The 24,784-nt window shown below is 57.2% G+C and carries 25 protein-coding genes and 2 pseudogenes; 9 read left to right on the plus strand and 18 right to left on the minus strand.

Annotation, left to right across the window (positions count from 1 at the left end):
- Window positions 1-138: 138 nt before the first annotated feature.
- Both L248_RS01365 and L248_RS01370 read right to left on the minus strand, forming a co-directional pair.
- Window positions 139-891 carry a DUF6681 family protein gene (locus L248_RS01365; protein ID WP_022528243.1) on the minus strand — a complete coding sequence of 251 codons (753 nt, stop codon included), beginning with the start codon at window positions 889-891 and terminating at the stop codon, window positions 139-141.
- A 16-nt stretch (window positions 892-907) separates the two neighbouring features.
- Complete coding sequence (locus L248_RS01370; RefSeq protein WP_040534209.1) at window positions 908-1,396, minus strand: hypothetical protein; 489 nt, start codon at window positions 1,394-1,396, stop codon at window positions 908-910.
- A gap of 110 nt (window positions 1,397-1,506) precedes the next feature.
- Between L248_RS01370 and L248_RS01375 the strand changes: the two genes are divergently transcribed.
- Window positions 1,507-2,007: an NUDIX hydrolase gene (locus L248_RS01375; protein ID WP_022528245.1), complete on the plus strand. Its 501-nt coding sequence runs from the start codon at window positions 1,507-1,509 to the stop codon at window positions 2,005-2,007.
- 274 nt (window positions 2,008-2,281) lie between these two features.
- Here L248_RS01375 and L248_RS15010 read toward each other — a convergent pair whose 3' ends face one another.
- The 7 genes and pseudogenes from L248_RS15010 to pfkB form a co-directional block, all read right to left on the minus strand.
- Window positions 2,282-2,692: a hypothetical protein gene (locus L248_RS15010; RefSeq protein WP_022528246.1), complete on the minus strand. Its 411-nt coding sequence runs from the start codon at window positions 2,690-2,692 to the stop codon at window positions 2,282-2,284.
- Window positions 2,693-2,742: 50 nt separating this feature from the next.
- A complete protein-coding gene (locus L248_RS01385; protein WP_022528247.1) occupies window positions 2,743-3,072 on the minus strand; it encodes an inorganic pyrophosphatase in 330 nt (109 codons plus the stop codon).
- 43 nt (window positions 3,073-3,115) lie between these two features.
- Window positions 3,116-3,391, minus strand: a complete 276-nt coding sequence (locus L248_RS01390; RefSeq protein ID WP_022528248.1) for a hypothetical protein — start codon at window positions 3,389-3,391, stop codon at window positions 3,116-3,118.
- Between the two features lie 109 nt (window positions 3,392-3,500).
- A complete protein-coding gene (locus L248_RS01395; protein WP_022528249.1) occupies window positions 3,501-4,544 on the minus strand; it encodes a TcaA second domain-containing protein in 1,044 nt (347 codons plus the stop codon).
- A 97-nt stretch (window positions 4,545-4,641) separates the two neighbouring features.
- The gene (locus tag L248_RS01400; protein ID WP_022528250.1) at window positions 4,642-5,448 is read right to left on the minus strand and encodes a Cof-type HAD-IIB family hydrolase; all 807 of its coding nucleotides are present in this window, start codon (window positions 5,446-5,448) and stop codon (window positions 4,642-4,644) included.
- A 158-nt stretch (window positions 5,449-5,606) separates the two neighbouring features.
- Window positions 5,607-7,582 (minus strand): annotated as a pseudogene (locus L248_RS01405) (fructose-specific PTS transporter subunit EIIC).
- Window positions 7,582-8,517, minus strand: a complete 936-nt coding sequence (pfkB, locus tag L248_RS01410) for a 1-phosphofructokinase (RefSeq protein ID WP_040534384.1) — start codon at window positions 8,515-8,517, stop codon at window positions 7,582-7,584. The pseudogene L248_RS01405 and the gene pfkB overlap by 1 nt, the downstream one beginning before the upstream one ends.
- On the opposite strand from pfkB, the pseudogene L248_RS01415 reads away from it, so the two are divergent.
- A pseudogene (locus L248_RS01415) lies at window positions 8,516-8,785 on the plus strand (hypothetical protein); the annotation flags it as partial. The gene pfkB and the pseudogene L248_RS01415 overlap by 2 nt on opposite strands.
- Window positions 8,786-8,860: 75 nt before the next feature.
- Here the strand turns inward: L248_RS01415 and L248_RS01420 are convergent.
- A complete protein-coding gene (locus L248_RS01420; RefSeq protein ID WP_425423433.1) occupies window positions 8,861-9,565 on the minus strand; it encodes a deoxynucleoside kinase in 705 nt (234 codons plus the stop codon).
- Window positions 9,566-9,677: 112 nt separating this feature from the next.
- Window positions 9,678-10,235 (minus strand): NUDIX hydrolase, encoded by a 558-nt coding sequence (locus tag L248_RS01425; RefSeq protein WP_040534213.1) that lies wholly within the window; start codon window positions 10,233-10,235, stop codon window positions 9,678-9,680.
- A 138-nt stretch (window positions 10,236-10,373) separates the two neighbouring features.
- Between L248_RS01425 and L248_RS01430 the strand changes: the two genes are divergently transcribed.
- On the plus strand, window positions 10,374-11,861 hold the full coding sequence (locus L248_RS01430) for an alpha-amylase (protein WP_022528257.1): 1,488 nt from the start codon (window positions 10,374-10,376) through the stop codon (window positions 11,859-11,861).
- Window positions 11,862-11,904: 43 nt separating this feature from the next.
- Here L248_RS01430 and L248_RS01435 read toward each other — a convergent pair whose 3' ends face one another.
- The 5 genes from L248_RS01435 to L248_RS01455 form a co-directional block, all read right to left on the minus strand.
- A complete protein-coding gene (locus L248_RS01435; RefSeq protein ID WP_040534214.1) occupies window positions 11,905-13,359 on the minus strand; it encodes an MFS transporter in 1,455 nt (484 codons plus the stop codon).
- Window positions 13,360-13,460: 101 nt separating this feature from the next.
- Complete coding sequence (locus tag L248_RS01440; RefSeq protein ID WP_022528259.1) at window positions 13,461-15,239, minus strand: hypothetical protein; 1,779 nt, start codon at window positions 15,237-15,239, stop codon at window positions 13,461-13,463.
- 3 nt (window positions 15,240-15,242) lie between these two features.
- Complete coding sequence (locus tag L248_RS01445; protein WP_155828529.1) at window positions 15,243-16,019, minus strand: ABC transporter ATP-binding protein; 777 nt, start codon at window positions 16,017-16,019, stop codon at window positions 15,243-15,245.
- A gap of 151 nt (window positions 16,020-16,170) precedes the next feature.
- The gene (locus L248_RS01450) at window positions 16,171-17,040 is read right to left on the minus strand and encodes a DegV family protein (RefSeq protein WP_022528261.1); all 870 of its coding nucleotides are present in this window, start codon (window positions 17,038-17,040) and stop codon (window positions 16,171-16,173) included.
- 20 nt (window positions 17,041-17,060) lie between these two features.
- A complete protein-coding gene (locus L248_RS01455; RefSeq protein WP_040534215.1) occupies window positions 17,061-18,365 on the minus strand; it encodes an alkaline phosphatase family protein in 1,305 nt (434 codons plus the stop codon).
- 342 nt (window positions 18,366-18,707) lie between these two features.
- On the opposite strand from L248_RS01455, the gene L248_RS01460 reads away from it, so the two are divergent.
- Together L248_RS01460 and L248_RS01465 are read left to right on the plus strand one after the other, a co-directional pair.
- Window positions 18,708-19,073 (plus strand): type II toxin-antitoxin system RelE/ParE family toxin, encoded by a 366-nt coding sequence (locus tag L248_RS01460; protein ID WP_245585265.1) that lies wholly within the window; start codon window positions 18,708-18,710, stop codon window positions 19,071-19,073.
- Window positions 19,051-19,386, plus strand: a complete 336-nt coding sequence (locus L248_RS01465) for a helix-turn-helix transcriptional regulator (RefSeq protein ID WP_022528264.1) — start codon at window positions 19,051-19,053, stop codon at window positions 19,384-19,386. Before L248_RS01460 ends, L248_RS01465 begins: the two co-directional genes overlap by 23 nt.
- Window positions 19,387-19,567: 181 nt before the next feature.
- Here the strand turns inward: L248_RS01465 and L248_RS15720 are convergent, their stop codons facing one another.
- Both L248_RS15720 and L248_RS15015 read right to left on the minus strand, forming a co-directional pair.
- Window positions 19,568-19,705 (minus strand): hypothetical protein, encoded by a 138-nt coding sequence (locus L248_RS15720; protein WP_022528265.1) that lies wholly within the window; start codon window positions 19,703-19,705, stop codon window positions 19,568-19,570.
- Between the two features lie 34 nt (window positions 19,706-19,739).
- Window positions 19,740-21,296 carry a serine hydrolase domain-containing protein gene (locus L248_RS15015; protein ID WP_022528266.1) on the minus strand — a complete coding sequence of 519 codons (1,557 nt, stop codon included), beginning with the start codon at window positions 21,294-21,296 and terminating at the stop codon, window positions 19,740-19,742.
- 118 nt (window positions 21,297-21,414) lie between these two features.
- On the opposite strand from L248_RS15015, the gene L248_RS01475 reads away from it, so the two are divergent.
- The 4 genes from L248_RS01475 to L248_RS01490 all read left to right on the plus strand — a co-directional run bounded on the left by L248_RS01475 (window position 21,415) and on the right by L248_RS01490 (window position 24,727).
- On the plus strand, window positions 21,415-22,203 hold the full coding sequence (locus L248_RS01475) for an ABC transporter ATP-binding protein (RefSeq protein WP_196811975.1): 789 nt from the start codon (window positions 21,415-21,417) through the stop codon (window positions 22,201-22,203).
- Window positions 22,193-22,567 (plus strand): hypothetical protein, encoded by a 375-nt coding sequence (locus L248_RS01480; RefSeq protein WP_022528268.1) that lies wholly within the window; start codon window positions 22,193-22,195, stop codon window positions 22,565-22,567. The genes L248_RS01475 and L248_RS01480 overlap by 11 nt, the downstream gene beginning before the upstream one ends.
- Complete coding sequence (locus L248_RS01485) at window positions 22,507-22,920, plus strand: ABC transporter permease (protein ID WP_040534216.1); 414 nt, start codon at window positions 22,507-22,509, stop codon at window positions 22,918-22,920. Before L248_RS01480 ends, L248_RS01485 begins: the two co-directional genes overlap by 61 nt.
- A gap of 88 nt (window positions 22,921-23,008) precedes the next feature.
- Window positions 23,009-24,727, plus strand: coding sequence for an NFACT RNA binding domain-containing protein (locus L248_RS01490; protein ID WP_022528270.1), 1,719 nt, complete (start codon window positions 23,009-23,011; stop codon window positions 24,725-24,727).
- Window positions 24,728-24,784 lie beyond the last annotated feature (57 nt).

The following is a 24,784-nucleotide window of genomic DNA, read 5'->3' on the forward strand; positions in this document are numbered from 1 at the left end:
CACTTTGCATTTTGGCTTAAAGTCGTGCCCACAGCGTTCCAGCCCCCAATCTGCGGAGCCCGGAGTCACCCGGGCCAACGCCGGACACTAACCCCTGCCTCCTAATCTGCGGAGCCCGTAGTCACCCGGCGACGGGCGCTACCGCAGCCGGTCTTCTCGGCGCATGCTGTCTGGCTTCTTCCGGTACGCTACGGACACGATCAGCTCGGTGAGGTCGACTTGGTCTGGATGATCTTTCTTTTCTTCCGGAATCGCAATCTCTGCCAAGGCAAAGTCGTAGTCGTTGGCCAAGTCGCTCACGTCACCGAAGCCGATGCGGTCGATGGTGCCGATGGGGTGGGCGGTGAGCTGATTCGTGCCGGCAATGACCTGCAACTGACCCGTGGGGGTGTGCCCCAGGGTGAAGTAGGGCAGGGAACGGTGTCCTGCGGCATTCACCGGCAGTTCTTGAAAACGCTTATTTTGGGCCAGGCTGGTCATCAGTTCCTTGAAGAAAGACTGCTGTTCCGGGGTGGTTGAAATGTGGGCCGGGAGCGTTTCGTTCGGGTCAAACAACCCGTTACCCAGCACGCTGGCCGTCCCGGAGTGCCGCTGTTCCTCAGCCTGGGTTCCGCCGAGCAGTTTCTCAACCTTCGGGGAGATGTCGAACTTCGCGGCTTTCTTCGTAAAGTAGTACATGAAGTTCAGATACACGAAGTACAGGAAAACGATGAAGAGGGCACTGTAGATGGCGCCCCGGGCGTATTGCCCGTTGCGCAGCGCTAAGTAAGCAATGTAGGCCATGTACCCGTCACCCAGGAAAGCGGCGATGGTCCAGGCCATGTTCAGCGGCTTGTTGTTGATGTTGAAGTAGCCCAAGATGTGGGAGATCGTATCAAGCAGCGTCAGCATGGATCACACGTCCTTTCTAGTTGGTCGTTTGGCCGTTGTTATTGTTTTGCGTGGTTTTACCGGTCGTTTTGTTGGTGTTTGTATTGGTGTTCGTGTCTGTCTTACCGCCGGTCGTGCCATTGGTATTTGTGCTATTATCGTTGTTATCCGTCGTGCCGCCGTTGGTATCGGTGCCGTTCGTGTCGTTTGCAGAGGAAGAGGACGAGGAAGACGCGGACGAGGTGCTGCTGCTGGCGCTGCTGCTATTCTCGTCATCGCTGCTGGCGCTATTGCTGCTTTCGCTGCTGCTCGCCGGCGCCGACGAACTGCTGCTGGCCGGGGCAGGGCGGCTGCTGCTGACACTGCTGCTTTGAGACGATGACGAACTGACCGAACTCTTTTGTTCCTGGCGGTCCGTATTATGGGCCGGCGCCACTTTGTCCGCCACCACGTTCGTCCCGGCGACAAGCAAGATCAAGGCTACGATCGCCGCTGGGCGGACCAGCGGGGGTGTGCGTTTATCCATGGAATGGTTCACCTCATGTCTGTTTACAAAAATGCTTTCATTCTCCAGAATACCGCGAAATCGCGGTTTTGGCCATTAAGTTAGTCTAAAATCGAGGGTGGTAAATTATTATGTCAACTAAATTTCACCAGGCGTTTGGTGTCTACGGAATATTTTCAGAAAATGGGGCGCTGGCTGTCATCAAAAAGACCGGCGGCCCGTATATCAACCGCTACGACCTGCCTGGCGGCACGCCGGAAGATGGTGAAGAAATCGCCCATACACTGATCCGAGAAACCCATGAAGAGACCGGCTTGGCGGTGACTCAGAGCCATCAGCTGGGCATTACCGGGTTCCGCTATCCATGGACTTATGCCCGCTGGCATTATAATCAGCATCGCTGCGTGTTTTATTGGATCGATGCGTGGGATGGTCAGCTGGCTGGTCAGGCGGCCCAATTTGTTGGTCAGGATGCCTTGGGCGCTGTGTGGCTGCCGGTGACTGATATCAGCTTAGCGACGTGTTCGCCGCTGGTTGTCAAAGCCGCGGAAACGATTCGTCAGCATGGTCGCTTTGATCCGACGGAAATCACGTATGCGGATTGGCCGGTTTTATCTCAGCCAGTATTTTGATTCTTGCGGTGATCATCAGCAGCCAGATTTGCGGCTGATCAGTGGTCAGTGATGGGTCTGCGTGGCCAATAATACCTTAGAAACGACGTCTCAGCATGCCGAAATCACCACGAAGCGTGACGGTTTGCAGCGAACACGCCCAGGCTTTACGCTTCAGCATAACTTCGTATAATATACATTATGTTAACTTAATCGGCAGAATCCAGACCGGCAGCCACTCCCCTGTCCTGGTCTTGGTGCACTTTTCTGTTGAGCGCCGGTCCGCTAGTCCGCATTACCGATATTTTCTGTAGTCTGCTGCAGAAAAATTTGGCCGGTCTGTCGCCGGTAGCTGATTCACATACGTGGTGAACGCCGCTTCGATGTCCTGGTCAATTTCGTGACGGCTGAAACTACCGTCCTTGCTGGCAAAAAAAATATCGGCGGTCAGGTCATGGGCAAATTCCCGATGCTGATCTTCCCACTGACTGATGGCTGCCCGCAGCCGCTTTTGTGCTCGGTTGGCTTTCTTCAAATTCTTGTGTTTCTGCTTGTACCCAAATGCCGCATCGGCTTTGGGTGCCGTTTTGTACCCGTACCCTTGGGCATCATCCAGAATCTCGCCGGTGGTCATATCAACAACGCGCCACCGGGTGTCGCCTTGTTGTCCCGTATACGGTTTGGCTTTGAACAGCGTATCGGTCATCGTAAATCGCACTCCTTAAGCGAAAGTTTGCTCCACGATTACATTACGCATTACAGCAGCCAGATATCGTCTTGAAAATACTTTTCTTGAAAATTGGTTGCTTTCCGTACTTCGGCTTCAGTGACGAACCGGAACTTCGGGGCAACGACCCACTTGGTCTCGTTATCGTCTCGGCGGTGAATGATTGCCACCACGTAGCCAGTTTGCTGCCGGACGGGTGTGGCCACATCCAGGACGTAAGCGTCCTGCGGTTCGCCATCGCCGCCGATCACACCGGCCACGTAACCATAATTGAGCGGGTATTGAATCGTATGATGTTCCGGATGGGTGCTGCCCAGCGGCCGATTCACGGTCACCTGGACATGCAGCCCAATAATCATCGGTGCAGCAATAATGTCTCAGTCCTTTTCAGAAAATTCCTGGCTACTGGTCCCCTGTTTTCAGCCAGAGCGCCCCCACCCCCACGGCGGCCACCGCACCGAGAGCAATGATTCCGCCCAAGGCAAACTTGAAAATGGCAAAACCGCCGATGGCAAACAAGATGATGCTGATGAAGGGATGGCGGAGAATGGCGCCGAATAACTTGATAATCAGCCAAATAATCAGAACAATGCCCACGAGTGCGCCAATGGCGACGGCTCCGCCGACGGAATGTTCTTTGGCGATCAGAGGGGCCGCTAAACTCAATGTTGCGGTCATAACAAAACCACCCAGCCTTTCTTTCTGCTCGATTCTTGAAGGGTCACTTTCGAGTCTACAGGAAAGGCTGCGTGGTCAGCAACAGGCTTGCGCCCGATGCTGTGAAATCTTAATCGTCGTCCGCCGCGTTGGCGACTTGCTTGGGGGCACTGACTTGCTGAACCAGCCAGCGGTCGTTCTGATGCACCAGAGTGGCGGTGTAAGTGTACGTCCGCACCCGCGCATCCGTGTCGTCGTCTTCGTCGGGGCCAAAAGCGGCCGTAAAAGACAGTTTGACCTCGTTCTGGGTGTTCATCTGGGCACCGTTGGTCTGGGTGTCCAGGTTCAACTCGCCGACATGCTGCTGACTCATGTATTCCTTGGCTTGCTTCAGTAAGGTTTGGTAGGCTGGATTTTTCTCGCCGTCAGTGAACATGACGTTCAGCTGCTGCGGGTTCTCACTGAGATCGCCGTTAGCGACGTCTTCGATATCATCGAAAATGTCTTCGATGAGCTCGTCCGCCACTTTGGCCGAAGGCATGGCCAGTGCGGCTGAGCCGTTATTGGCGGTGATCGCGGCACTTTGGAACGTTAAGTCCAGCTCCGGATCGTCTTCCCGGACGTAATCGGCCACCACAGTCCGACCGGCTTGGGCATTTTCACCAGTTTCTTTGGCGGTGAAGGTATAGCGGCCTGGAACCAGCGGCCCGATGCGCTGGCCGCGGACGGCGCCATGGATCGTTGTCACGCGTTTGCCGTCCACGAGGACCGCGGTCGTTGTCCCGCTGGTGGTGACTCGGGGATAGACGGCTTCCAATTTGAAACCGTAGCGGGGATAAATGAGCCACTGGCGGCCGATGCGGTCGAATTCGACCAGATCCAGCACGTCCCGGTCACGATTGCGCCGGGCGGCCTGAGAGATTTTGTTGAGCTGCTCGGGGTGCGTTTGAAAATACGCCAGCAAGGGCTTGATATTGCTCTTGGTCAGGGTCATCGCGTTATCGTCGACGGCCAAATACGGCAGGGCCTTGGCGGCATCATTGTTCCGGAGCGCCGTGATGGCCGCGCGTAACTGACGGTCCCGGCTGCCGTTGGCGGCATACCCGGCGATGCCGGCAGCCGCCAAGACCACGACTACGATACCAATAATCCAGGCGATGGTTTTCTTCCTCATGCGTTCAGCTCCCCTTCTCACGTGTGCCAGTCAATTGTTTCACTTACCAAAATGATAGCACATTCAAGATGGCGGGCCTACGCTGGGTGCTCGGGAATTACTGGCGCTTGGCGGCGAGGACCTTGTCTAAAACTTGCAAGACGCCGTAATCGTCATTGCTCCCGGTCACGTATTTGGCATAGGGATAGATGCCGGGGTTGGCATTCGCGACCCGATAGCCATACTTGACCGTCTGCAGCATCTCGGCGTCGTTGAACGTGTCGCCGAAGGCCATCATCTGGTCGGTGGTGACGCCCAGCACCGCGCCCAAGCGGCGCATGCCCTGCCCTTTATTCACGCCGGAGTTCATGATGTCCACCCAATCCGGACCGCTGACCACGACGGAATACGCGTTGCCGAATTGGGGCGCATAGACTTGGTTGTATTGGTCCTCACTGTTGTTTTCCGGGAAGTAAATGGTGAATTTGTCGGCTTCTGCGCTGACCGTGCTCAGGTCGTCGACTTCTTTGACGTTGGTGTAAAACGTCTTGTAAACCGGCACAAAGCGGTGGTCGGCCTTGGGGATATAGGCCGCATCCAGCCCGCAGATCAACGGATGGCCGCCGTCCGCCCGTTCGGTGAAGCGCAGCATCCGCCGGTAATCCGTCGTGGGAATCAGCGACTTGTAGACGTTTTTGCCCCGCAGGTAAACCGCACCGCCGTTATCGCAAATGAAGGCGAGTTGATCCTTGTGCTCGGCAAAAAGCGTCTGCAGCGTATAAATCGGCCGGCCGCTCGCAATCGTGAACTGGACGCCCACCGTCGCCAAGGCGTCGATGTAGTCGCCAATCTGCGGCGGCAGCTCCCCCTTCTCTGTCAGCAGTGTGTGGTCCATATCCGTAGCAATCAATTGAACGTTTTCCATGACGACCTCCTTGAGTGATCCCCTGTTATGTTACCGGGAAGCCTCGGAAATAGCCAGTGTATTTTCAGAAAATTTCTGTACGGAGATGCAACCGTCTCGGACAGAAAAAGGACAACACGGCAGAGGCCGCATTGTCCTTCTGGAACAGAGTTCAGATACTAATCATCAAGGTGCGGGTGGCGGAAGAGCTGCACCACATCCAGGGGCGTCTTCGCCGCCTTCAAGTCGCGGATGAACGACTGGTGCGTGAGCAGCTTCGCCGTGTTGGACAGGAAGTGCAGGTGGGCACCGTTATCTTCGGCCGGAATCAGGAAGGAGATCAGCGTGTCGATGGGCTGCTTGTCGAACGACGGCCAATCGGTCACCGGTTGGCTTAAGCGGACAACCAGCATGGCACTGCGCTGGATGCTGGCATCCTGGGCGTGGGGAATGGCAATGCCTTGCTCCATCCCGGTGGAATTCTCTTGCTCCCGCTTCAGATACTTCTGGTACACGGCCTCAGCATCTGTGGCAATGCCCTTGGCTACGGCCATTTGGGCCAACTGGTGCAGAGCATCGTCGCGGCTTGTCGCGGTCACGTCGAATTCTACTTGCTCGGTGTTGAGGATATCCGCCGGATTGACCGTGGCGGGATCAGCCGCTGCGGCAGCGGGCTTTTCTTCAGGGGCAGCCGGTGTGTCGGCACCCGTACCGAAGATATCGACGCCGGCGGCTTCGACGACACCGCCATGTTTCTTCGCCGAGTGACCGGCAATTAGAGCGAGCAAGACACCCGATACCAAGGCGCCCAGAACGATCCAGAGGACCCACAGGAAGGGCTTGTTGACCAGGCCCAGGACCAGGAAACCGCCGTGGGGTGCGTGGACCGTGATGCGAGTCACGTAGGTCAGGATGGCGGCGATGGCCGACCCGACCATGAACGACGGGATATTCAGCAACGGGTTCTTCGCCGCGAAGGGAATCGCGCCTTCCGTGATGTGGGTACTGCCCAGCAGGAAGTTCACGTAACCGGCACTGCGTTCGTCGCGGGTGTAAGCTTTCTTATTCATCAATACGGCGAAGCCGGTGGCCAGCGGCGGCGCGATGCAGGCGGCCGATATCCCGGCCATGAAGTAGAAGTTGCCTTGGGCCAGCAGCGCCGTGCCGGTGATATACGCGGCTTTGTTGATGGGGCCGCCCATATCAGCGGCACACATTACGCCGATGATCAAGCCCAGCAGAATCGGATCAGCGGTCTGCATGCCCTTCAAGAAGGTCATCATGCCCCGGTTCAAGTCGGCCATTGGGGTAGAAATGTACCACATAATAGTCCCGGCGATCAGTGCCCCGACCACGGGGTACAGGAAGATGGCTTTCAGGCCTCGGAATTCTTTGTCCGGCAGCGGTTTGAAGGCTTTCTGTAAGAGGAGAATGACCCCGCCGGCGATGTAGCCGCGGGCAATACCGCCGAGGAAACCGGTCCCGTTCACGAAGGCAATCATGCCGACGATGAAACCAATGATCAGCCCGCTGCGCTTCGCAATCGCCTCGGCAATGTAGCCGCCCAGGACGGGCACCTCAGGTTCATGGACGTGCTGCCGATGGTGTTCAACATCGCCGCAAAGGCGTTGTACTGGCTGCTCTTGACGTTGGCACTGTCGATGCCCCAGAACATGGAGATGGCCATTAAGACCCCGCCGGCCACAACGAACGGCAGCATGTGGGAGATACCATTCATCAGTGAGGTGTAGATCAAGTGCCAGAAACTGGTGCCGCTGCTGGCGGCGGCTGCGGTGCCGGCACTCTGGGCGCGGCCGGCTAAGTTCGCCTTGAAGACCGGGGTGCTGTCGGCTAAGGCCCGGTTGATCAGGTTCTCCGGTTCTTTGATACCGTCGGCCACAGGGACTTGGACGACTTTCTTACCGGCAAAGCGGTCCGCGTCCACATCCACATCGGAAGCGACGACGCCGGCCTTGGCATTACTGATCTCCTCTGGGGTCAGCGGGTCATCGACCCCGGTTTGTCCGTGGGTCTCGACCTTCATCGTGTAACCCATCTTCTTCGCAGCGTTCTCCAACGCCTCCTGGGCCATGTAGGTGTGGACAATACCGGTGGCACAGCCCGTGGCCCCAATCAAGTCGTACTTTTCTGCCATTATGCGTCAACCTCCTCGGTTTGAATCGTGATTTGCGGTAATAATTCGTCAACGTGTGTGAAGTCGGTGATCCAGGATGACCGGGCGGTGTCGCTGCCGGCGGCGATGGCGTAGCGCAGGTTGGCGGCGGGGGCCATGCCCTGGACGGTCCCGGCGATGAAGGTGACCAGCATCGTGTCCCCTGCCCCGGCGGTGTTCAAAACATCGATTTTCGGTGCGTTACCGACATAGGTGTGGGTGGGCGTGATGAAGGCGGCGCCAGCCCCGCCAAGGGATAAGAGCACGTTCTGCGCACCTTCGCTAATGGCACGGCGGGCCAGCTGCAGCAGCTCGCCGAGATCCACCTCGCCGGTCACGCCGTACCAGCTCTTCAGCTCCTCGTCATTCGGCTTGATCAGGAAGGGATGATACGGCAGCGCCGCTTTCACTTCGGGATAACTGCTGTCGATGACCAGTTTGAATTTCTTCTCGGCGGCCAGTTGGCCAATGCGGACCAGGATGCTCGGGTCAATACCCTGAGAAAAGCTGCCGGAAATGATCAAACAATCCGCTGCCGTGAGCTGTTCCAGCTGCTGCCAGAGTTGCGCCAGCTCTTCCGCCGTCACTGCGGGACCGGGATTGACTTGTTTGAACTCCTGGCCGGTGCGGCGGACGTGGGTGAACACGTTGATCCGGGTCGTCCCCTGACAGCGGACGAACGCATTGGGAATGCCGCTGGCGGTCAGCACTTGGGTGATGTAATCGAGGGTGAAGCCGCCGCCGATACCCCAAGCGGTGTTCGGAATGTCCTGCCGGTGTAAAATGAAAGAGACGTTCACGCCCTTGCCGTTAGCTTGGGCTTGGAAACCGTTGGTCCGGTTCACTTGGTTCGGTTGCAGATCATTCGTATCAATGAATAAATCGATGGCTGGATTCAATGTGAGAGTGTAGATCATCACGCTCAACGGCGAAACCCCGGAACTGCTGGCGGCGGCCAAAATCTTGGCTAAACATAACGTCCCCATCATCACTTTTACCACCAATGGTGAGGCCCCCATCATCCAGCAGACGGATACCCTGTTTTTGGGCTATCAATCAGGGACGACCTACTTTTCGGAATACGAAGTGCATTCCCGCCTGCCGCTGCAGATCATGACTCGGATCTTGCTGGATGCCTACGTTGTGCGGCATCCGGATGCGGGTGAGGCGGACAACACCAAATAAGTAAATAGGTCAAAAAAAGAGCGGGGGCCACGCAGCCTCTGCTCTTTTTTTGGATCATCATCATCAATGCGGCTGTTAAGCGGTCGCGTTCATATCCCCGCGCACCTCATGCAGCTTGCGCGTGATCTGGTCCAGCACCGCTGCCCGGTCTGCGGGATTGCTGACGAAATCATAGCGGTCGCCGTCGATCTGCATCTTCGGACTCTTGTCGTAGCGGGCATACCAGCGCTCGTAATACTGAATCAAGGTCTGGTAGTAGTCCTTCAGCGACGGGTCGGTACTGATTTGCTCGTAAGGCCGTCCACGCTTGGTAATCCGGTCCACCATCGTCTCGTAGCTGACGTGGATGTCAATGAGCAGGTCGGGAGCCTTCTTCGGCAAGCCCTTGAGCTCTTCCATCATATTGTTCAGCAAATCCTTGTAGATCAAGTATTCCTCTTCCGTGGCGTTGCCGTTGTCTGTATTCATCTTCATGAAGATGGCATCTTCGTAGATGGACCGGTCGAGCACGTTGTTGTCGTCGGTCAATGCCGCCTTGATGGAGTGGAAGCGGGTGTTGAGAAAGTATATCTGCAGGAGGAAGGCATACGGATTGCGCGCGTCTTTCTCCCCGGCTGCCCGTTTCTCTTCGGCCATCTTGTTGCCCTTGTAAAACAACGGCAGGACGGGATTATTATCCACGCTTTCATAAAAGGGTTGGGTACCCAACCGATCGGCGACGATCTGGGTCAACGAACTCTTCCCGCTGCCGATCACACCAGCCATAACTAACACTGTCACTGATTTCCCCTCTCTGCTTCGTTCCGCAATTGCGCGGTCAGACCCGCGCGAACTTGTACCAGTATACCGGCCGGCGGGCTAACCTGCAAGACGCCCCCACGGCCAATCCAGCTTACTTTTGCAGAAAACTTAAGTAGTAGGTCACGGCCGCCACGGCCTGGCCGGCGTGGATCGTGCCATCTTTGACGGCGGCGACGATGTCGGTGAAAGGCACCAGTTTGGAATTAACGAATTCATCCCGGTCAAAGTGCTGATGACCGCGGTCGTTGGGGTCCACGATGCCCCAGGCCAGTGTGTTGGTCTCGCTGCTGAAGCCTTCGCTGGTGCTTACTTGGGTCATGGCCTGCGGCTGCGTCAGAACGTAACCAGTCTCCTCCTTGACTTCCCGCACGGCAGCCTCCAAGGCTGTCTCACCGGGATCAAGCAGTCCCGCCGGCAAGGAATAACTTTCGGCGTTGATGCCCGCCCGGTATTCCACATTCAATAACGCTTGCTGACGGTCCGGGGTCAGGGCCAGAACGACGACGGCGGGGATGTGGGTGACCACGTCCCGCTCCACGGTGAGTCCGTCCGGGGTGTGGATCTGGCGTTGACTGACAGAAAAGATACGGCCCTGGAAGACCTCTTTTTCACTGATTATCTTGCCTCGATTGGTCAATGGCGCTAACACAGCATCAAGTCCTCTCATTTCGTAAACTATGCTTAGTTTACCGCAAAATGTCGCCCGCCGCCGGGTCAAACGGGTACAATAAAGATAACACTTTGGCCGGCTTGTCCCGGCCAGGATCACGAGAGAGGAAGTTTTGTCATGGCAGAAACAATCTTACAGGCGTTCGAGTGGTACTTGCCCAACGATGGCAAGCACTGGACCCGCCTCGCCCACCGGGCAAAACAGATCAAAGACATGGGCTTCACGGCCGTCTGGCTGCCCCCGGCGGCCAAGTCCGCCGCCGGCATCAACGATGTGGGTTACGGGACGTACGACCTGTACGACCTAGGTGAATTTGACCAGAAAGGCACGACCCGCACGAAATATGGCACCAAGGATGAGTACCTGGCGGCCATTAAGGCATTCCACGACCAGGGCTTGAAAGTCTATCCGGACATCGTTGTCGACCACTTCATGGGCGCCGACGAACCGGAGATCGTCAAAGCCAAGAGTTATTCCTTCGACGACCGCCTGAAGCCCACCGGCGACATGCAGGAGATCAAAGCCTGGACGAAATTCACCTTCCCTGGCCGGCACGGCAAATATAACGATTACGTGTGGACCTGGAAGAACTTCACCGGGGTCGACTACGACGCCCGCAGCAAGAACCACGCCATTTACAAGTTCCACACCAAAGAGTGGGAGCCCAAAGTCGATGCCGAAAACGGCAATTACGACTACTTGATGGGCTGCGACCTGGACATGAGCAACCCGGATACTAAGGCCCAGTTAGATAAATGGGGGCAATGGTTCCAGAACTTGACCCAGGCTGACGGCTACCGCTTGGATGCCGTCAAACACATCAAGTTTGATGCCTTCGTCGACTGGCTCCTGCACCGTCGGGCGGAACATGACGACAAGCTCTTCGTTGTCGGCGAGTACTGGTCCGATGACTTGGATTCGCTCACCACCTACCTGGACAACTCGGGCAATCTCATTTCTCTCTTCGATGTGCCCTTCCACTTCAATCTCTATGAAGCTGCGAATTCCATGGGCAAATACGACATGCGCCGGATCTTCGACAATACCCTGGTGGCCCAGCGGCCGGACTTCGCTGTCACCTTCGTGGACAACCACGATACCCAGGTGGGTCAGAGCCTGGAATCGTGGATCGACGGCTGGTTCAAGCTGCAGGCTTACGCCCTCATTCTGCTGCGCAAAGCCGGGACGCCCACCGTCTTCTGGGGTGATCTCTACGGCATTCCCGAGAAAGATACTGCCCCCGTGGGCCGCGGGTTGCTGCGAATGCTGAAGATTCGGGAATATCTGGCCTTCGGGTCGATGGTTGATTACTTCGACGACCCCAACGTCGTCGGCTGGACCCGCACCGGAGACTTCGACCACGACCTCTCCGGTTACGCGGTGATCATGACCAACCAGCACGGCGGCGAGAAGGCGATGACCGTCTCCGCCGTCCACGCCGGCCAGACCTTCGTCGACATGCTGGGCAACAACGACGCCCGCGTGCAGCTGGACGACAACGGCGCCGGTGTTTTCCCTGTCAATGACGGGCAGGTCTCCGTATACGTGAACGAAGACGTGGTGGCTGGTTTGGAAGCCTCAGAACACGAGCAGGAAGCCAATTGATAAGTCAGAAAAGGGACTGACCAGCCGGTCAGCCCCTTTTCTCTTACTGCTTGATAATCGTCCGCTGCGGATCGCGCCAGTTGATCCACCAACAGGCGACAAGCATCACGGTGACGACGATGAAGACCCCGTGCAAACCGGTGAGGATGACCCGGTCCATGGCGGCGGTCGGCGCCACCCGGCTGCCCTTGGCGCTGATGACACCGTTGATGCGGGCAAAAGGAATCGGCCCCCGCGTCGCCTTGATCACCATGTTGAGGACCGCGCCGTAGACCCCGGTCATGACGGTCTGGCCCAGTGAACGCCCCAGGGTCAGCACGCTGGTGGCCGACCCGACCATTGTGTCTGGGACAAGGTGCTGGCTCAAGATTGTGTTCATGGAGATGACGATGCCCATGCCAGTGCCGTTGATCATGGCAATCACGTAGAACGTCCACATGGGAAAGTGCAGGCCGGCCACGGTAAGGCTGGCATACGCCAGCAGCAGCACTGTGATGATCAGCAGGCTGATACGCTTCGGCACAAAGCGGGCAATGAGCGGCCCGACGAAGAACGAGGCGGCCAGCCACATCACCGAGCTGGAGGTGACGACGAAGCCGGCCTCCGTCGCCCCGATACGGTAGAGCGACTGCAGCCAGATGGGAAAATAGACTTGATAGCCGATCAGGACGCCGCTGAGGATCATGGCGGTGGCAATTTGAATCGAGAATGTCTTGTTGGCAAACATCGTCGGGGCAATCAGCGGGTCGGCCCGCTTCTTTTCTGTCCGAATGAAGAGGACCAGGCCGATACCGGCGACCACAAGGAGCACCGCGGCGGCCAGCGGCGTGCGGGCCAGCATCTGGATGCCCAGCAGCAGACTGACTAGGCTGACCGCCAGCCACAGGATGCCCGGCCAGTCGACTTGCAGCGTGGCCGCCGGCCGGGCTTTCTCCCGGTAACCGACCTGGATCAGTACGGCCACCAGCAGGCCCAGGGGCACGTTGACGAAGAACACCCAATGCCAGGAGAGCGTGTCCACCAGGAAGCCGCCGATGAGCGGTCCCACCAACGCAGACAGCCCCCAGGCGGTGTTGTTCAGCGCCAGCACCTGCGCTCGTTCACGGAAGCTATAGTAATCCGCGATGATTGTGAACGTCAAGGGCATCACTGCCCCGGCGCCAATGCCCTGCACTGCCCGGGCGGCGATCAGCAGCGGCATGGTCGGGGCCAAACCGGAGAGAAAGGAGCCCAAGGTGAAGACCAGCACGCCCCACTGGAAGATGCGCCGCCGCCCCCAGGCGTCGGCCAGCTTACCGTAGATCGGCGTGGTAATGGCCGTCGTCAGCAGGTAGGCGCTCATGATCCAGCTTTGCATGGCTAAGCCGTTCAGCGCACTGATAATGGACGGCAAGGCCGTGGTCACGATGGTCACCTCGACACTGGTCATGAACGTGGCGATGAACACGGCGGCCATGACAAGACCGCGGCGAGCGGGTTGGGGAGCAGTTTGGGACATACAGGATCACGCTTTCTGAAAAGAGTTGTCACCGTCATTATACGCCCTGCTCCGCGGCATGAAAAAACCGTCAGCCCATTGCTGGCGGTTGAAAGCCATTATTATTGTGCGGTGTCTGCCTCTCCTGGGAGGACGAAGCTGACGTTGCGATAACTGTGGTTTAAGATGAGCCAGCCGCCACCCAACAACGCCGCACCGAGCAGCAGTGTCGCCCACCAAGGAGCAAATATACCGATCCCGCCGGCGATGCCGGCGACCACTGTCGCTAGGAGATACCCGGCAATCGTCACGCCGGTGTTGACTTGGCCAGTTTGAAAGACTGTACCGTAAGGGGCGACGCCCGCCATGAACGCACCATTCATGTCTGTCACCAGCAAGCCGGCGCCCAAAGCCAGGACAGTGTTACCGAGTCCGCGCAAGGGACCGATGAAAACCATGGTGATGATGCCGGTGGCAATGATGATTGGTATTGCTAAGCGCATGAAGACCGTCCGCACCGCTTCACGATAGAAAATACTTTTATCAAAGTCGGGAATCGTGGCAAAGGTCTTTAATGCGTTGGGATTTTTACTGAAACGAAGAAAGAAAACCGCCATTGGGATCCCAATGGTCGAGAATGCCGGCAGGAAATTCCACCAGCCGCTGCCCTGTAATGCTTGCCACACGGTCAACTTCTCGAAACGCGCGTTGGTCACCGCCATACTAACGGCGGGAATAATGAAAATAAAGCCGAACGCCATATTGGGATAGACCCGCATCTTGTAGTCGGAATCCGATTGCATCATGCGCCAGCTCAGCGTGAAAAATGTCCGCTGATTTTTGCTCGCGGGGACACAGCAGCGCGCCAGTTTGAAGAACCACCCGGTGCGTGCCGGTTCCTCTCCGCTTTCACTCAGTTTGCCCAAGTTATTGGTCAAGCGGCGCATGGCCGGAGCGTAAACGAGGCCGCTCACAATAACGGCTGCTGCCAGCATCAGACTGAGGATACCGCCTGGATTGAAGCCGCCAGTTTGCAGCCATGCGTTGGGCCCGGCAAACCAGAAGGGATAGACAAGGACCATCCACCATTGAAATGACTGCAACGGTGCATCAAGTGTTCGACTGCCCACAGAGGTCATGATGTTCGGCAGCTGGTAGAGGACGACGGAGAACAACATGATGCCGATTTGAATCATGCTCAGCACGTTTTTTAACCGTTCACCATGGAAGAAGTGGAGTACCAGTGCATAAATCCCCACGGATACGACGTAATTGACCAGCATAATCAGCAGAGCACTGGCCAAATAGAGGACGCCGGCAAGCGGACCGTTGATAATAAACGATGCGATGATCGGCAGGGCCATCATGGCTAGAAAAAGCGAGAGGACATACACCATGATGTGGGCCGTTTGGGCTGCCGAACGGGTCTTTTCGCTCACCCCGCGGGTTTCTAAGATGCCCACATCACGCACATCCAGCAAACTGCCGGAAAATGCCTGCACCAGAACGGTCATATACATCAGCGAGTAAAACAGCAGCATGCTGCCGAGCCCTAAGAAAACATTACTTTTGTAGGCAAAAATGAATGCCGTCATCAGCAAACTCACCAGGCCATAGGCCCACAAGCCGCTGAAGAAGGCATTGCGCCCTGCCCGCCGCCGGCCATTATTCAGATTGCTCATAAAGCTGGGATCCACAGCGTCCATGTACAGCTTATAGCCGACGATCAGCCGAAACTGGGCATAATCCACCCCGCTCCGCGTCAGCAATCCTTTGAACAGGTCAAAAAACTTCAGCCAGCGGGAGTCGGCCATGACGCTGGTCGGGACCGTTTCGCTCTGGGTATCCGGCGACTCATCCCCGGTATCGAGGGGATCTTTTTTTCTCAAGAACTTCATCATCGTTCACCCCGCTTCAATGACGTTCACGAAGTCGGCGGCCTTCTGCCCGTGTTCGGAGAAGCCGGTCAGTTCGTTGAACAGTTCCTGGAGCGACTGGTCCTTCTCGGCGTTCAGCTCAGCAAAGGTGCCGTTAGCGATCACCTTGCCGTCGTTTAGGAGAAGGATGCGGTCGGAGACTTTCTGCACGACATCCAGGATGTGAGAAGAATAGAAAATCGTCTTGCCGCTGTCCCGCAGCCGCTGGAGCACCTCTTCGATGATCAAGACAGAGTTGGCGTCGAGGCCGTTGAGCGGTTCGTCCCAGAACAGCAGATCCGGGTTGTGCAGCAGGCTGGCAATGATCAAGACCATCTGCCGCATCCCTTTAGAAAACCCGCTGATCCGGACATCGATGGCGTTCTGCATGCCGACGATGGTCAAGAGTTCGCTGGCTTTCGCCTCCGCGTCCGCTTGCGTCATGCCGTACAGCTGACCGATGAAGCCTAGATATTCCTTCGCCGTGAGCACGTCGAAAACGTCCGCCGACTCGGGGACGTAGCCGATGCGTTTCTTGTACTCGGTATCTCCCGGCTGCAGGGTCTGACCAAAGATGGAAATGGTGCCCCGGTCTACTTTCGTCAGCCCTAGGATCATTTTCACCGTCGTGCTTTTACCGGCGCCGTTGGGTCCGATATAACCGACAATGGTCCCCGGGTCCACCGAGAAGGTGACCCCGGTGAGGACCGGTGTCACATCGTAGGTTTTGTACACATCGGATAATTCTATGATTGCTGCCATGATTGCACCCGCTTTCTATCGGCAGGATAGCATACCGGGTGGGACAATGAAAGGAAAATGACGCGGTATTTCGGTTTGGGCAAAAAGAACAGACTGCCCAAACCGCGTGTTAGCGGTCTAGGCAGTCTGTTGAGCGGGGCACCTTACAAAATTGTTAGTTGATTAGCTTCAAAACGTCGGCCATCCACGCGATGGCGATGGCTTTTTCTCCCAAATGGGTGCCCACCACAGGGCCGAATTCGTTCAGCTCGAACGCGACGTTGGGAAAACGCGGTGCCAAATCCGCCAGCCAGCGCTGCCCTTCTTCCGGGTCGTTGGCGTGGATCACTAAGCAGCGGACTGGGTAGTCCACGTTGGCAATGCGCTCGCTGAAGAGTTCCTCGGCCCGGTGATACGCCTTCTTGATGGAACGGACCTTCTCGAAGGCCACGATTTTATCTTCATCATTGAAGGTGAGTAGCGGTTTGATCTTGAGCAGGCCGCCAATCACGGCGGAAGCGTTGGACAGCCGGCCGCCGCGAACGAGATTTTGCAGGTCGTTGACGATGAAGACTTCGTCCATGGTGGCCCGCAGCTTATCCAGCGCGCTGATGATCTCGTCCACCGTCTTGCCGGCCGCGGCCAAGCGGGCAGCTGCAATCACCAGATACCCCATCAGCTTGACCGTAATATGGGAATCGTAAGGGACCAGCCGAACGTTCTTCAGAGTCGGTGCCAGCCCTACCAAGGTGTTGTAGAACCCGGAGATGGTGCTGGCCAGGTGGATCGAGAGGATCGTGTCGTAGCCTTCATTGGCCAGGTTTTCATACAGCCGGGTGACTTCGCCCAGCGGCGGTTGCGATGTGCTCGGGAAGGACTGACTGGTCCGCATTTTCTCATAGAAGGTGGGGCTGTCAATGGTCCGCCCTTCATCGTAGACGTGACCGTCGAGAATCACCGGGATGGGAATCACGGAGATATGGTACTGGGCCACCTCGGCGGCGGTCAAATAAGCGGTGCTGTCAGTGACGATGGCGATGCGCATGCGTTCCCTGCCTTTCTTCCTTACTCCTGCTCGAATGCGTCGAGCAATGCCTCCCCGTCCGTGGGATATGGGTATTGCAGCCCGAGAATATGGGCGAAGGTGGGGCCTTCGTCGACCAGCCGGGCGTGACCAATCGTCGCGCCTTGCTTGATGCCCGGCCCGTTCAGAATCAGTGTCGTGGCGTAATCATCCTTGAACGGCGAATAGCCGTGCACGGCCCGATACCGCTCCGGCTGGCCGATGTCGGCGGGGTCCACCTTCTCGGTGATTGCCCCGTTGGCGTCGTCGATGAAGTAATAGCCCCGATGCGCTTCAACTAAGAAAGCACAGCCGGGATCCGCCCCGAAGTCGGCGGCGGCGCCGGAGGAGTAGATGTGCTCGATTCCGGGAACAGGGCCGACCAGCTGCTTGATCTCTTCATCCAAGCGGGCGTTGCGGTCGCGAACATAGATGTAAGTCGAGCCGTCCGCCGACTTGGCCAGCACTCGCCAGTCCTTATCGATCAAGCCATCGGCGGTGGTGTGCTGCCAACCCTTGGCCCGGAACAGCGCGTTGAGCCGAATCATGGTGTGCACATCGATTTGGTAGTGGTCGCCCAGGACGGCGAAGGTGGTATTGGCGTACATGTGGGCATCCTTCGTTGCTTGAATGATCCGGCCCAGCCGGGTGTCCAAGCGTTTGCGAGCGGCGAGCGCCTCAGGGGATAAGACCCCGTGGGCGTGCCGTTGGGAATCCATGTCCACCAGGTGGATGAGCGTCATATCCGGCTGCTTGCGTACAATGGTGTCCACCGCTGATGCCGTGACGAAGTCGTCCAGCTGGGGCTGATGGATCCCGTTGCGCAGCTTGCCGTACTTAGCGTTCAGGCGCAGGATGAAGAGCGGGGAACTGGCCCAGAGAGAAATGAGCACTTGGTTCGTCCAGATACGGTTGGGGAAGATCTCGGCAATGTTGTAGTCGATGCCGCTGCGGGCGGTCACGGGCCATAAAAAAGCTGCCGTCGTCATCCCCGCTTCGTGGGCAATTTGATACAACGGCTTAGCGTGGACATCTTTGCGGTACCAGTACCAATCCGGTGACAAACGGTCAGGCTGAATCTTCGTATTATTCACGATCCCGTGGGTCCGCGGATACATCCCAGTAATGATGCTGGTGTGGGACGGATAAGTGAGTGTCGGATAAATCCCCCGTACGTTCTGCACGTGGGTCCCGCTGGCAATCAGTGCCCGCAAATTAGGCAGATCCCGCAAAGCCGCCGGCGCCAGGTCGTCCGCCCCCATGGCGTCCAAAGACACCACGACAAGTTTTTGCTTACGATTCCCCAAGAAAATCACCTCGGGAGATATTATAGCACAGAGGGCGAAAACGACCGGGAGAAGCGTAGGCATAAGGACGAGTCGGCCGAAAACCCGCACTTAGGTTTTTGGCCGGCTTGGCCTTATGCCCTAGCTTCTGGTCGTTTTCGCCCGTTTCGGGAGTGCAGCCAGGACCAGAAAAACCCGCACTTAGGTCTTACCCTTCCTCGGCCTTATCCCCTAGCTTCTGGTCTGCTTCGCCCGTTTCCGGAGTCTACGCCAAGAAGAGAAAACTCGCACCTATGTTTTACACTGGCTCGGCCCTATGCCCTGACATGTTATTGAGCAGTCCATGCACATATGCCATAATTGATTTATGGAAATACCAAAATTTCGGTCTCTACACGCCCCAGCGGCCACAACGAATTTCGCGAATACCGGGACAGCCTCCCACGTAAGGAACGTGAGAAACTGATGGGGGCCATTAAGTTCACTGAAGACAAAGGCTTACTTATCGCAGCCCAAATGCTGGTGATCAGTAAGTTGACGCCAGATATTTACGAACTGCGCTCACGTTTAGGAAAAAACTGGCAGCGTGCCCTCTACTTCCATGTCGTGGGTAATGATTTCGTCATTACTCACGGATTCAGTAAGAAAAAGAATAAAACGCCGTTATTAGAAATCAGACATGCGGAGGAATTGCGAGATGAATTCTATGAAACGATCAGCAGAAAATAACGCAGAGGAAGCCGAATATTTAAAACGTGCGTTGGCAGAACATACCGTTCCTGTTGACGATTTGTTTGCGGATGATTTGAAAGATCCTGAATTTCGAAAGGGCTTTACTGAAGAGTACAACCGTCTGGTGAGTGCAGCCGCGGTGGTGGAAGCACGGGAAAAGGCTGGACTGACCCAGCAAGAGTTGGCGGACCGGGCGGAAGTCCCCCAGTCAACGATTGCCCGCATCGAGCGCGGACGAAATACAAGTATCGACACATTATCCAAAATTGCAGCAGCGCTGAATTTGCCATTGACCGTTAAATTTGGCTAACCTTTATACTAACTGGTCACCAGGACAATCACCCCGCTCACTGCCGACGACAATAGAATAATTCACTAACGTCTGACGACAAAAAAAGAGCATGAGCCTAGATTTGGGCTCTGCTCTTTTTTTGTAATTTTTAACCGCTCGTGTCATTTTGACAAACGTCACAGATCGCGCTGATCAAAAACTACCAATCAACTGACTCACCCGGATACGTCCCCCAGTCATCAAAGGTGCCGTCCTTCGCAATCATCGCGGCAAAATCGACGTCATCGAATGCGCCAGTAAACCAAGGGTTGGGTTGTTTCTTTTTCTTCTGAGACATACGGCTGGGGCCCCTTTCTGTTCAACACATTTCTTCAATTCAATCCGGCATTATTCACAAACTGCCAATACCACTCACCGCGGCTGGCCGCATCGTCAATGTCGAAGTCCCGGTTATCGATGTACACGACGCCGGTATTCCCGTCCCGGCTCATCAAGAAGATGGTCTCGTTGGAGGCCTTCACACCGTGGGAATAGACGTGGTCACTGTCGTTGTACATGCCGCCGCGATACGTGCCGTCCGTGGCGTTCCACAGGTCGTTCAGGGCACTCTGGCTAATGATCTTGCCCTGCATGATGGCCTGCTCCAGCTTGTACAGGGCGAACGACGTCATGTAGATGTTGCCGGTGCCCAATTCGCGGCGCATGTCGGCGAGCGTCTCGTCGTCGGTCTGGTCGTACCCGGTCTCGGTGACGTAACTGACGGTGTGGTTTGGCTGACTGGCTAGGTTCCAGACGAAGCCGGCCTGGTCAGCACCGAGGCCCAGGGGCGCGAACAGCCGCGTTTGGACCAAGTTCTCGTAACTCTGGCCGGTGACCTGCTCCAGGATGCCCGCCAGCAAGTTGTAGTTGACGCCCTGGTAATCCGATACCCCGTGCATGCTCGGGTCATAGGACATTTGAGAAAGGGCCCGCTGAATCAGCGCGTCATCGCTGAGGACCTCGGAAGGCGCGTCGTCATTCATGGAGAGACCCGACCGCATATCCAGCAGATCCCGGATGGTAATGTTATCCTCCGCCGGCACACTGTCGAAGTATTGATGAATATTGTCGGTGTAACTGACCTGGCCGTTGGTCACGGCTTGGGCAATGAGGACGCCGGTCAGGGACTTCTCCACAGAAGCGATTTGGTACAGCGACTGGACGGTGTTCGCCCGCGCTGCCGCCGCGTCCGCCATGCCGTAAGCCCCGTGGAAGATGACCTGACCGTTACGCACCAGCAGCAAGGTGCCGTTGAATTGCTCGCTCATCAGCCGGGCATACAGTTGGTCGTTGGCGGCCTTATTCAGCTTGTCCACAGACGCCGTGCCATTCTGCTGAGCCGCCGAATTGTCGATCGTGGCCGTCGCCGCATTGGCGTTGACCCACTGGTTGCCGCCGACCAAGTACCACTTCTGGCCGTCACTGGTGGTGGTCAGGGCAAAGATCTGCCAGCGGCTGCCTTTGCTCAGCCAGCGCCCAGCGTAGCTGCCCTGGAGACCGGTCCACAGCGGCTCATCATTTTTCATCTGGATTACCCCGCGCAGGGATTGGCTGCTGGTTGCGGGCAGTGCGCCGACGGCTGCGGCGTCCACCCACTGGTTGGTGGCCACTTCGTACCAGCTGGTGCCGGCGGCCGTGGCTTTCGCCCAGGTCTTCCAAGCGGTGCCCACGGCCAAGGTGCGGCCGGTGGCTTTCTTGGCCGCACCGTATCCCTGATACAAGACGGCCGGCTGGTTCAGACCGATGACGGTGTTGGCCGGCAGCGCGGTTACGGTGGCGGCAGTGGTGGCCGCCGTGACTGCCATCACGGTACCGGCGGGGGTGATGATTGGGGCTGCAGTTAACAAGGCGAGTAACGATAACGAGATTAAGCGAATCGACTTCTTCATGTGTGTACTCCTCCTCACGCGCATTATCCTACCGCATTCTGGCGGCGGGTGCACGAGAAAGTTCTCCGCTGGGTATCGCCATGCGGTATGCTGGAAGCAGATGAAAGAAGGCAAGGCTTTGGCTTCTATTTTGACAGTCTCCCACGTTACCCACCGCTTTGGCCGGACGCCCTTATTGCAAGACGTGTCGCTGACGGTCACCGCGGGCGAAGCCGCCGTTCTGACCGGGGCGAACGGGGCAGGCAAATCCACCCTGGTGCGGATCATCGCTGGTCTGCTGCGGCCGCAGCGGGGCGAGGTGACGTTTGCGCCCCGTTTAGTTTGGCAGTGGTGCCCTGATAGTCTCCCGCTGGAAGCCGTCAGTACCCGCACCTTTCTCACCGAATGCGGCATGATCAGCACCCTGCCCGCCCAGGTACTGCGTCAGCAGATCAGGACACTGGCGGACACATTCCAATTGACGCCTTACTTAGAAACGCCGCTGCGCCACCTCTCCAAGGGTAACCGGCAGAAGGCGGCCTTGATCCAAGCCCTGTTAGGCCAGCCTCAGCTGCTTTTGCTGGACGAGCCGCTGTCCGGCATCGACAAGGACGCGCGGCCGCGGATCATCCAATACCTGCAGAACTACCGGGCAGCAGGCGGCGCTTTGGTCGTCATCGCCCAAGAACCTGCCGTCATTCAGCAGCTGGGCACCACGGTCTATCGCCTGCATGACGGGGTGTTGAGCAAACAAGCGGCCGCCGCCCCGCGGTACCGGATCCGGTTTGCCCCGACAGCTGCTGCGCAACCGCTGCCCCATGGCTGGTCCGTCCCGGTCATCAACGTCCCCGCCGCGGATCACGACCACGCCCTGGCGGCATTGCTTGCCCGGGGGTACACGATTACGGAGGTCCGCCGTGAAAACTAAAGGGCTCCTGCTGTTTTTCTACCACCGTTACACCCACAGTATCTACCTCATCTTGCCGCTGCTGCTGTGGGTCGTCTTTCTCACCACCAACTTCGCGATTGGTCCCCAGTATTTTGCGACGGCTATCGGCGCCAATGCGCTGGTCCTGACCCTGCTCATGGCCTGGGTCGCTTTCGCCGTCAACAGTATTATCAGTGACACCGCCCTGAGCATCGCCATCGTTCATGCCCATTCCTGGTGGCCGCCGTACTGGGTCAAGTGGCTGTTTTATGTCTTGGTCGCTGGTGCTTCAGCCTCCTGGGGATGCTTTTTCCGCTGGCCCGCTGGCTGCTGCCGGGCACCCCGTTCTTCTTCGAACGGCTGACCGCGGGGCACTTTGTTATCGGCTTTCTCTTCCTCTGGGTCAGCGCCCTGCCCGGCATGGCGGTGGCCAATGTGTTTAACCGCCACGCCGTCGCCAACCGCTACTTGGCGGTGCTCCTGACGATCCTGGTCCTGGTGTGCGGCTACATCACACCCACGGTGGCGGCCGACCACGCCTGGTGGCGGACCGTCAGCTGGCTGCTGCCGCCCTTTGGCGACAGTCTCAACATTTTGAACCATTTTGCGGCCCTGATGAACGGCCAAGCCGTTTTGAGCATCCTGATTCAACTCGCCTATACTGTGGCCCTCGCGGCATTGGCTTACGTTTGGCAACAGTACCGCAAGATGGCGTGAAGAGGCGGCTGTTGTCGCGTCCCGCCCCCTCCTCTATAATGGATACTTGACGACTACCATGATCGTACGTTAAGAAAGCAGGTGAACCATGTCCTTCGATGGCATCTTCACCCGGGGAATGGTCAACGAGCTGAATCGGACCATTGTCCCTGGCAAAATTACCAAAATTCAACAACCCTATGAAAACGAGATCGTCTTGACGATCCGGGCTAACCGCAAGAACTATCCGCTCCTGCTGTCTGCTCACCCCACATACGCCCGCATCCAGGTGACCGATATTCCTTACGTCAATCCCGACGTGCCCACGAAGTTCGCCATGACGCTGCGCAAGTACCTGGATGGCGGTGTGGTCACCGGTCTCAGTCAGGTAGAAAGCGACCGCCAGGTACACATCCACTTCCGGTCCCGGAACGAACTGGGCGATACCCAAGAATTGCTGCTCATAGTGGAACTGATGGGCCGCCACTCGAATATCATGTTAGTGGAGAAAGACGGCGGCAAGATCCTGGATCTGATCCGCCACGTGCCGCCCGAACAGAACCGTTACCGGCTGCTTATGCCCGGTGCGACGTACGTGGCCCCGCCCCACGAAGACCGGCGCGACCCGTTGGCCAATACACCGGATCTGAGCGGTGTGACCCCGTCTTCTTTGGACCGCAAGCTGCTGCAAAGCACCTTCCAGGGTCTGGGCGCCGACACCGCCAACGAGCTGGTCGCGCGGCTGCAGGGGAAGCCCACCGACCAGTGGGGCTTTATCTGGAACAATTTCTTCAGCCCCGTGGCTGACGATCAGCTGCAGCCGACGATTGCCGAGAACGACCAGGGCAAAACGCTGTTCACCCCCTTCCCGTATAGTCTGACGACCAAGCCTGTGCACACCGCCGCCAGCCTCTCCGCCCTGCTCGATGATTATTATCGAGACAAGGCCCAGCGCGACCGCGTGCACCAGATGGCCAGCGACTTGCTGCGGGTAGTGAACAACAACCTGAACAAGGAAAAAAACAAGCTTAAGAAGCAGGAACAGGAATTGGCCGCGACGGAAAAGGCCGACACCTACCGCATCAAGGGCGAGGTGCTGACCAGCTACCTCCACGAGGTGAAGCGCGGCATGACCAGCGTCACCCTGCCTAATTTCTATGAAGACGGGAAGCCGCTGAAGATCAGCCTTTCTAACCAGCTCTCTCCCGCCGGCAATGCTCAAAAGTACTTCACCAAGTACCAAAAGCTCAAGAATGCCGTCAAGTACTTAAACACCCAGATCAAAGAAGCCCAGGACGAGGTGGATTACCTGGAGAATATCCTCAGCGAGATCCAAATCGCTGACCCTGGCGACTTGGGCGACATCAAGACCGAGCTGACCCAGCAAGGCTACTTGCGGGAGAAGCAGGCCAAGGGCAAGAAAAAGAACCGGCACACCCCGCTGGGCAAACCGGACAAATTCTACGCCAGTGACGGCACCGAGATCCTGGTCGGCAAGAACAACCTGCAAAACGACCAGCTGACCCTGCATAAGGCGGCCAAGACCGACCACTGGCTGCACGTGAAGAATATTCCTGGCTCCCACGTCATTGTCCGCAGTCCGGATCCCAGCGACCAGACCCTGACGGAGGCGGCCGAGATTGCCGCCTATTACTCCAAGGCGCGCGGGTCTGGCAACGTGCCGGTGGACACCGTCGAGGTGAAGAAAGTCCACAAGCCTAATGGGGCCAAGCCGGGATTCGTCATCTATGAAGGCCAGCAGACACTGTACGTCACGCCGAAAGAAAGCGACGTTTTGGCCCGGCGCCGGAAGCCTGAGAAAGTTTAACAACGTCAAAAAAGCGAGTGATTGCCTCGATTAGTCGAGACGGTCACTTGCTATTTT

Source organism: Schleiferilactobacillus shenzhenensis LY-73, assembly GCF_000469325.1.
Taxonomy (GTDB): domain Bacteria; phylum Bacillota; class Bacilli; order Lactobacillales; family Lactobacillaceae; genus Schleiferilactobacillus; species Schleiferilactobacillus shenzhenensis.

Coding starts and splice junctions, on each gene's coding strand:
- L248_RS15720 (WP_022528265.1), bottom strand. CDS start 19,705: ATGTCTCAGAAGAAAAAGAAACAACCCAACCCTTGGTTTACTGGCGCA.
- L248_RS15010 (WP_022528246.1), bottom strand. CDS start 2,692: ATGACCGATACGCTGTTCAAAGCCAAACCGTATACGGGACAACAAGGC.
- L248_RS01400 (WP_022528250.1), bottom strand. CDS start 5,448: ATGGAAAACGTTCAATTGATTGCTACGGATATGGACCACACACTGCTG.
- L248_RS01430 (WP_022528257.1), top strand. CDS start 10,374: ATGGCAGAAACAATCTTACAGGCGTTCGAGTGGTACTTGCCCAACGAT.
- L248_RS01370 (WP_040534209.1), bottom strand. CDS start 1,396: ATGGATAAACGCACACCCCCGCTGGTCCGCCCAGCGGCGATCGTAGCC.
- L248_RS01450 (WP_022528261.1), bottom strand. CDS start 17,040: ATGCGCATCGCCATCGTCACTGACAGCACCGCTTATTTGACCGCCGCC.
- L248_RS01490 (WP_022528270.1), top strand. CDS start 23,009: ATGTCCTTCGATGGCATCTTCACCCGGGGAATGGTCAACGAGCTGAAT.
- L248_RS01435 (WP_040534214.1), bottom strand. CDS start 13,359: ATGTCCCAAACTGCTCCCCAACCCGCTCGCCGCGGTCTTGTCATGGCC.
- L248_RS01390 (WP_022528248.1), bottom strand. CDS start 3,391: ATGACCGCAACATTGAGTTTAGCGGCCCCTCTGATCGCCAAAGAACAT.
- L248_RS01440 (WP_022528259.1), bottom strand. CDS start 15,239: ATGATGAAGTTCTTGAGAAAAAAAGATCCCCTCGATACCGGGGATGAG.
- L248_RS01395 (WP_022528249.1), bottom strand. CDS start 4,544: ATGAGGAAGAAAACCATCGCCTGGATTATTGGTATCGTAGTCGTGGTC.
- L248_RS01385 (WP_022528247.1), bottom strand. CDS start 3,072: ATGATTATTGGGCTGCATGTCCAGGTGACCGTGAATCGGCCGCTGGGC.
- L248_RS01485 (WP_040534216.1), top strand. CDS start 22,507: ATGCTTTTTCCGCTGGCCCGCTGGCTGCTGCCGGGCACCCCGTTCTTC.
- L248_RS01375 (WP_022528245.1), top strand. CDS start 1,507: ATGTCAACTAAATTTCACCAGGCGTTTGGTGTCTACGGAATATTTTCA.
- pfkB (WP_040534384.1), bottom strand. CDS start 8,517: ATGATCTACACTCTCACATTGAATCCAGCCATCGATTTATTCATTGAT.
- L248_RS15015 (WP_022528266.1), bottom strand. CDS start 21,296: ATGAAGAAGTCGATTCGCTTAATCTCGTTATCGTTACTCGCCTTGTTA.
- L248_RS01365 (WP_022528243.1), bottom strand. CDS start 891: ATGCTGACGCTGCTTGATACGATCTCCCACATCTTGGGCTACTTCAAC.
- L248_RS01465 (WP_022528264.1), top strand. CDS start 19,051: ATGAAACGATCAGCAGAAAATAACGCAGAGGAAGCCGAATATTTAAAA.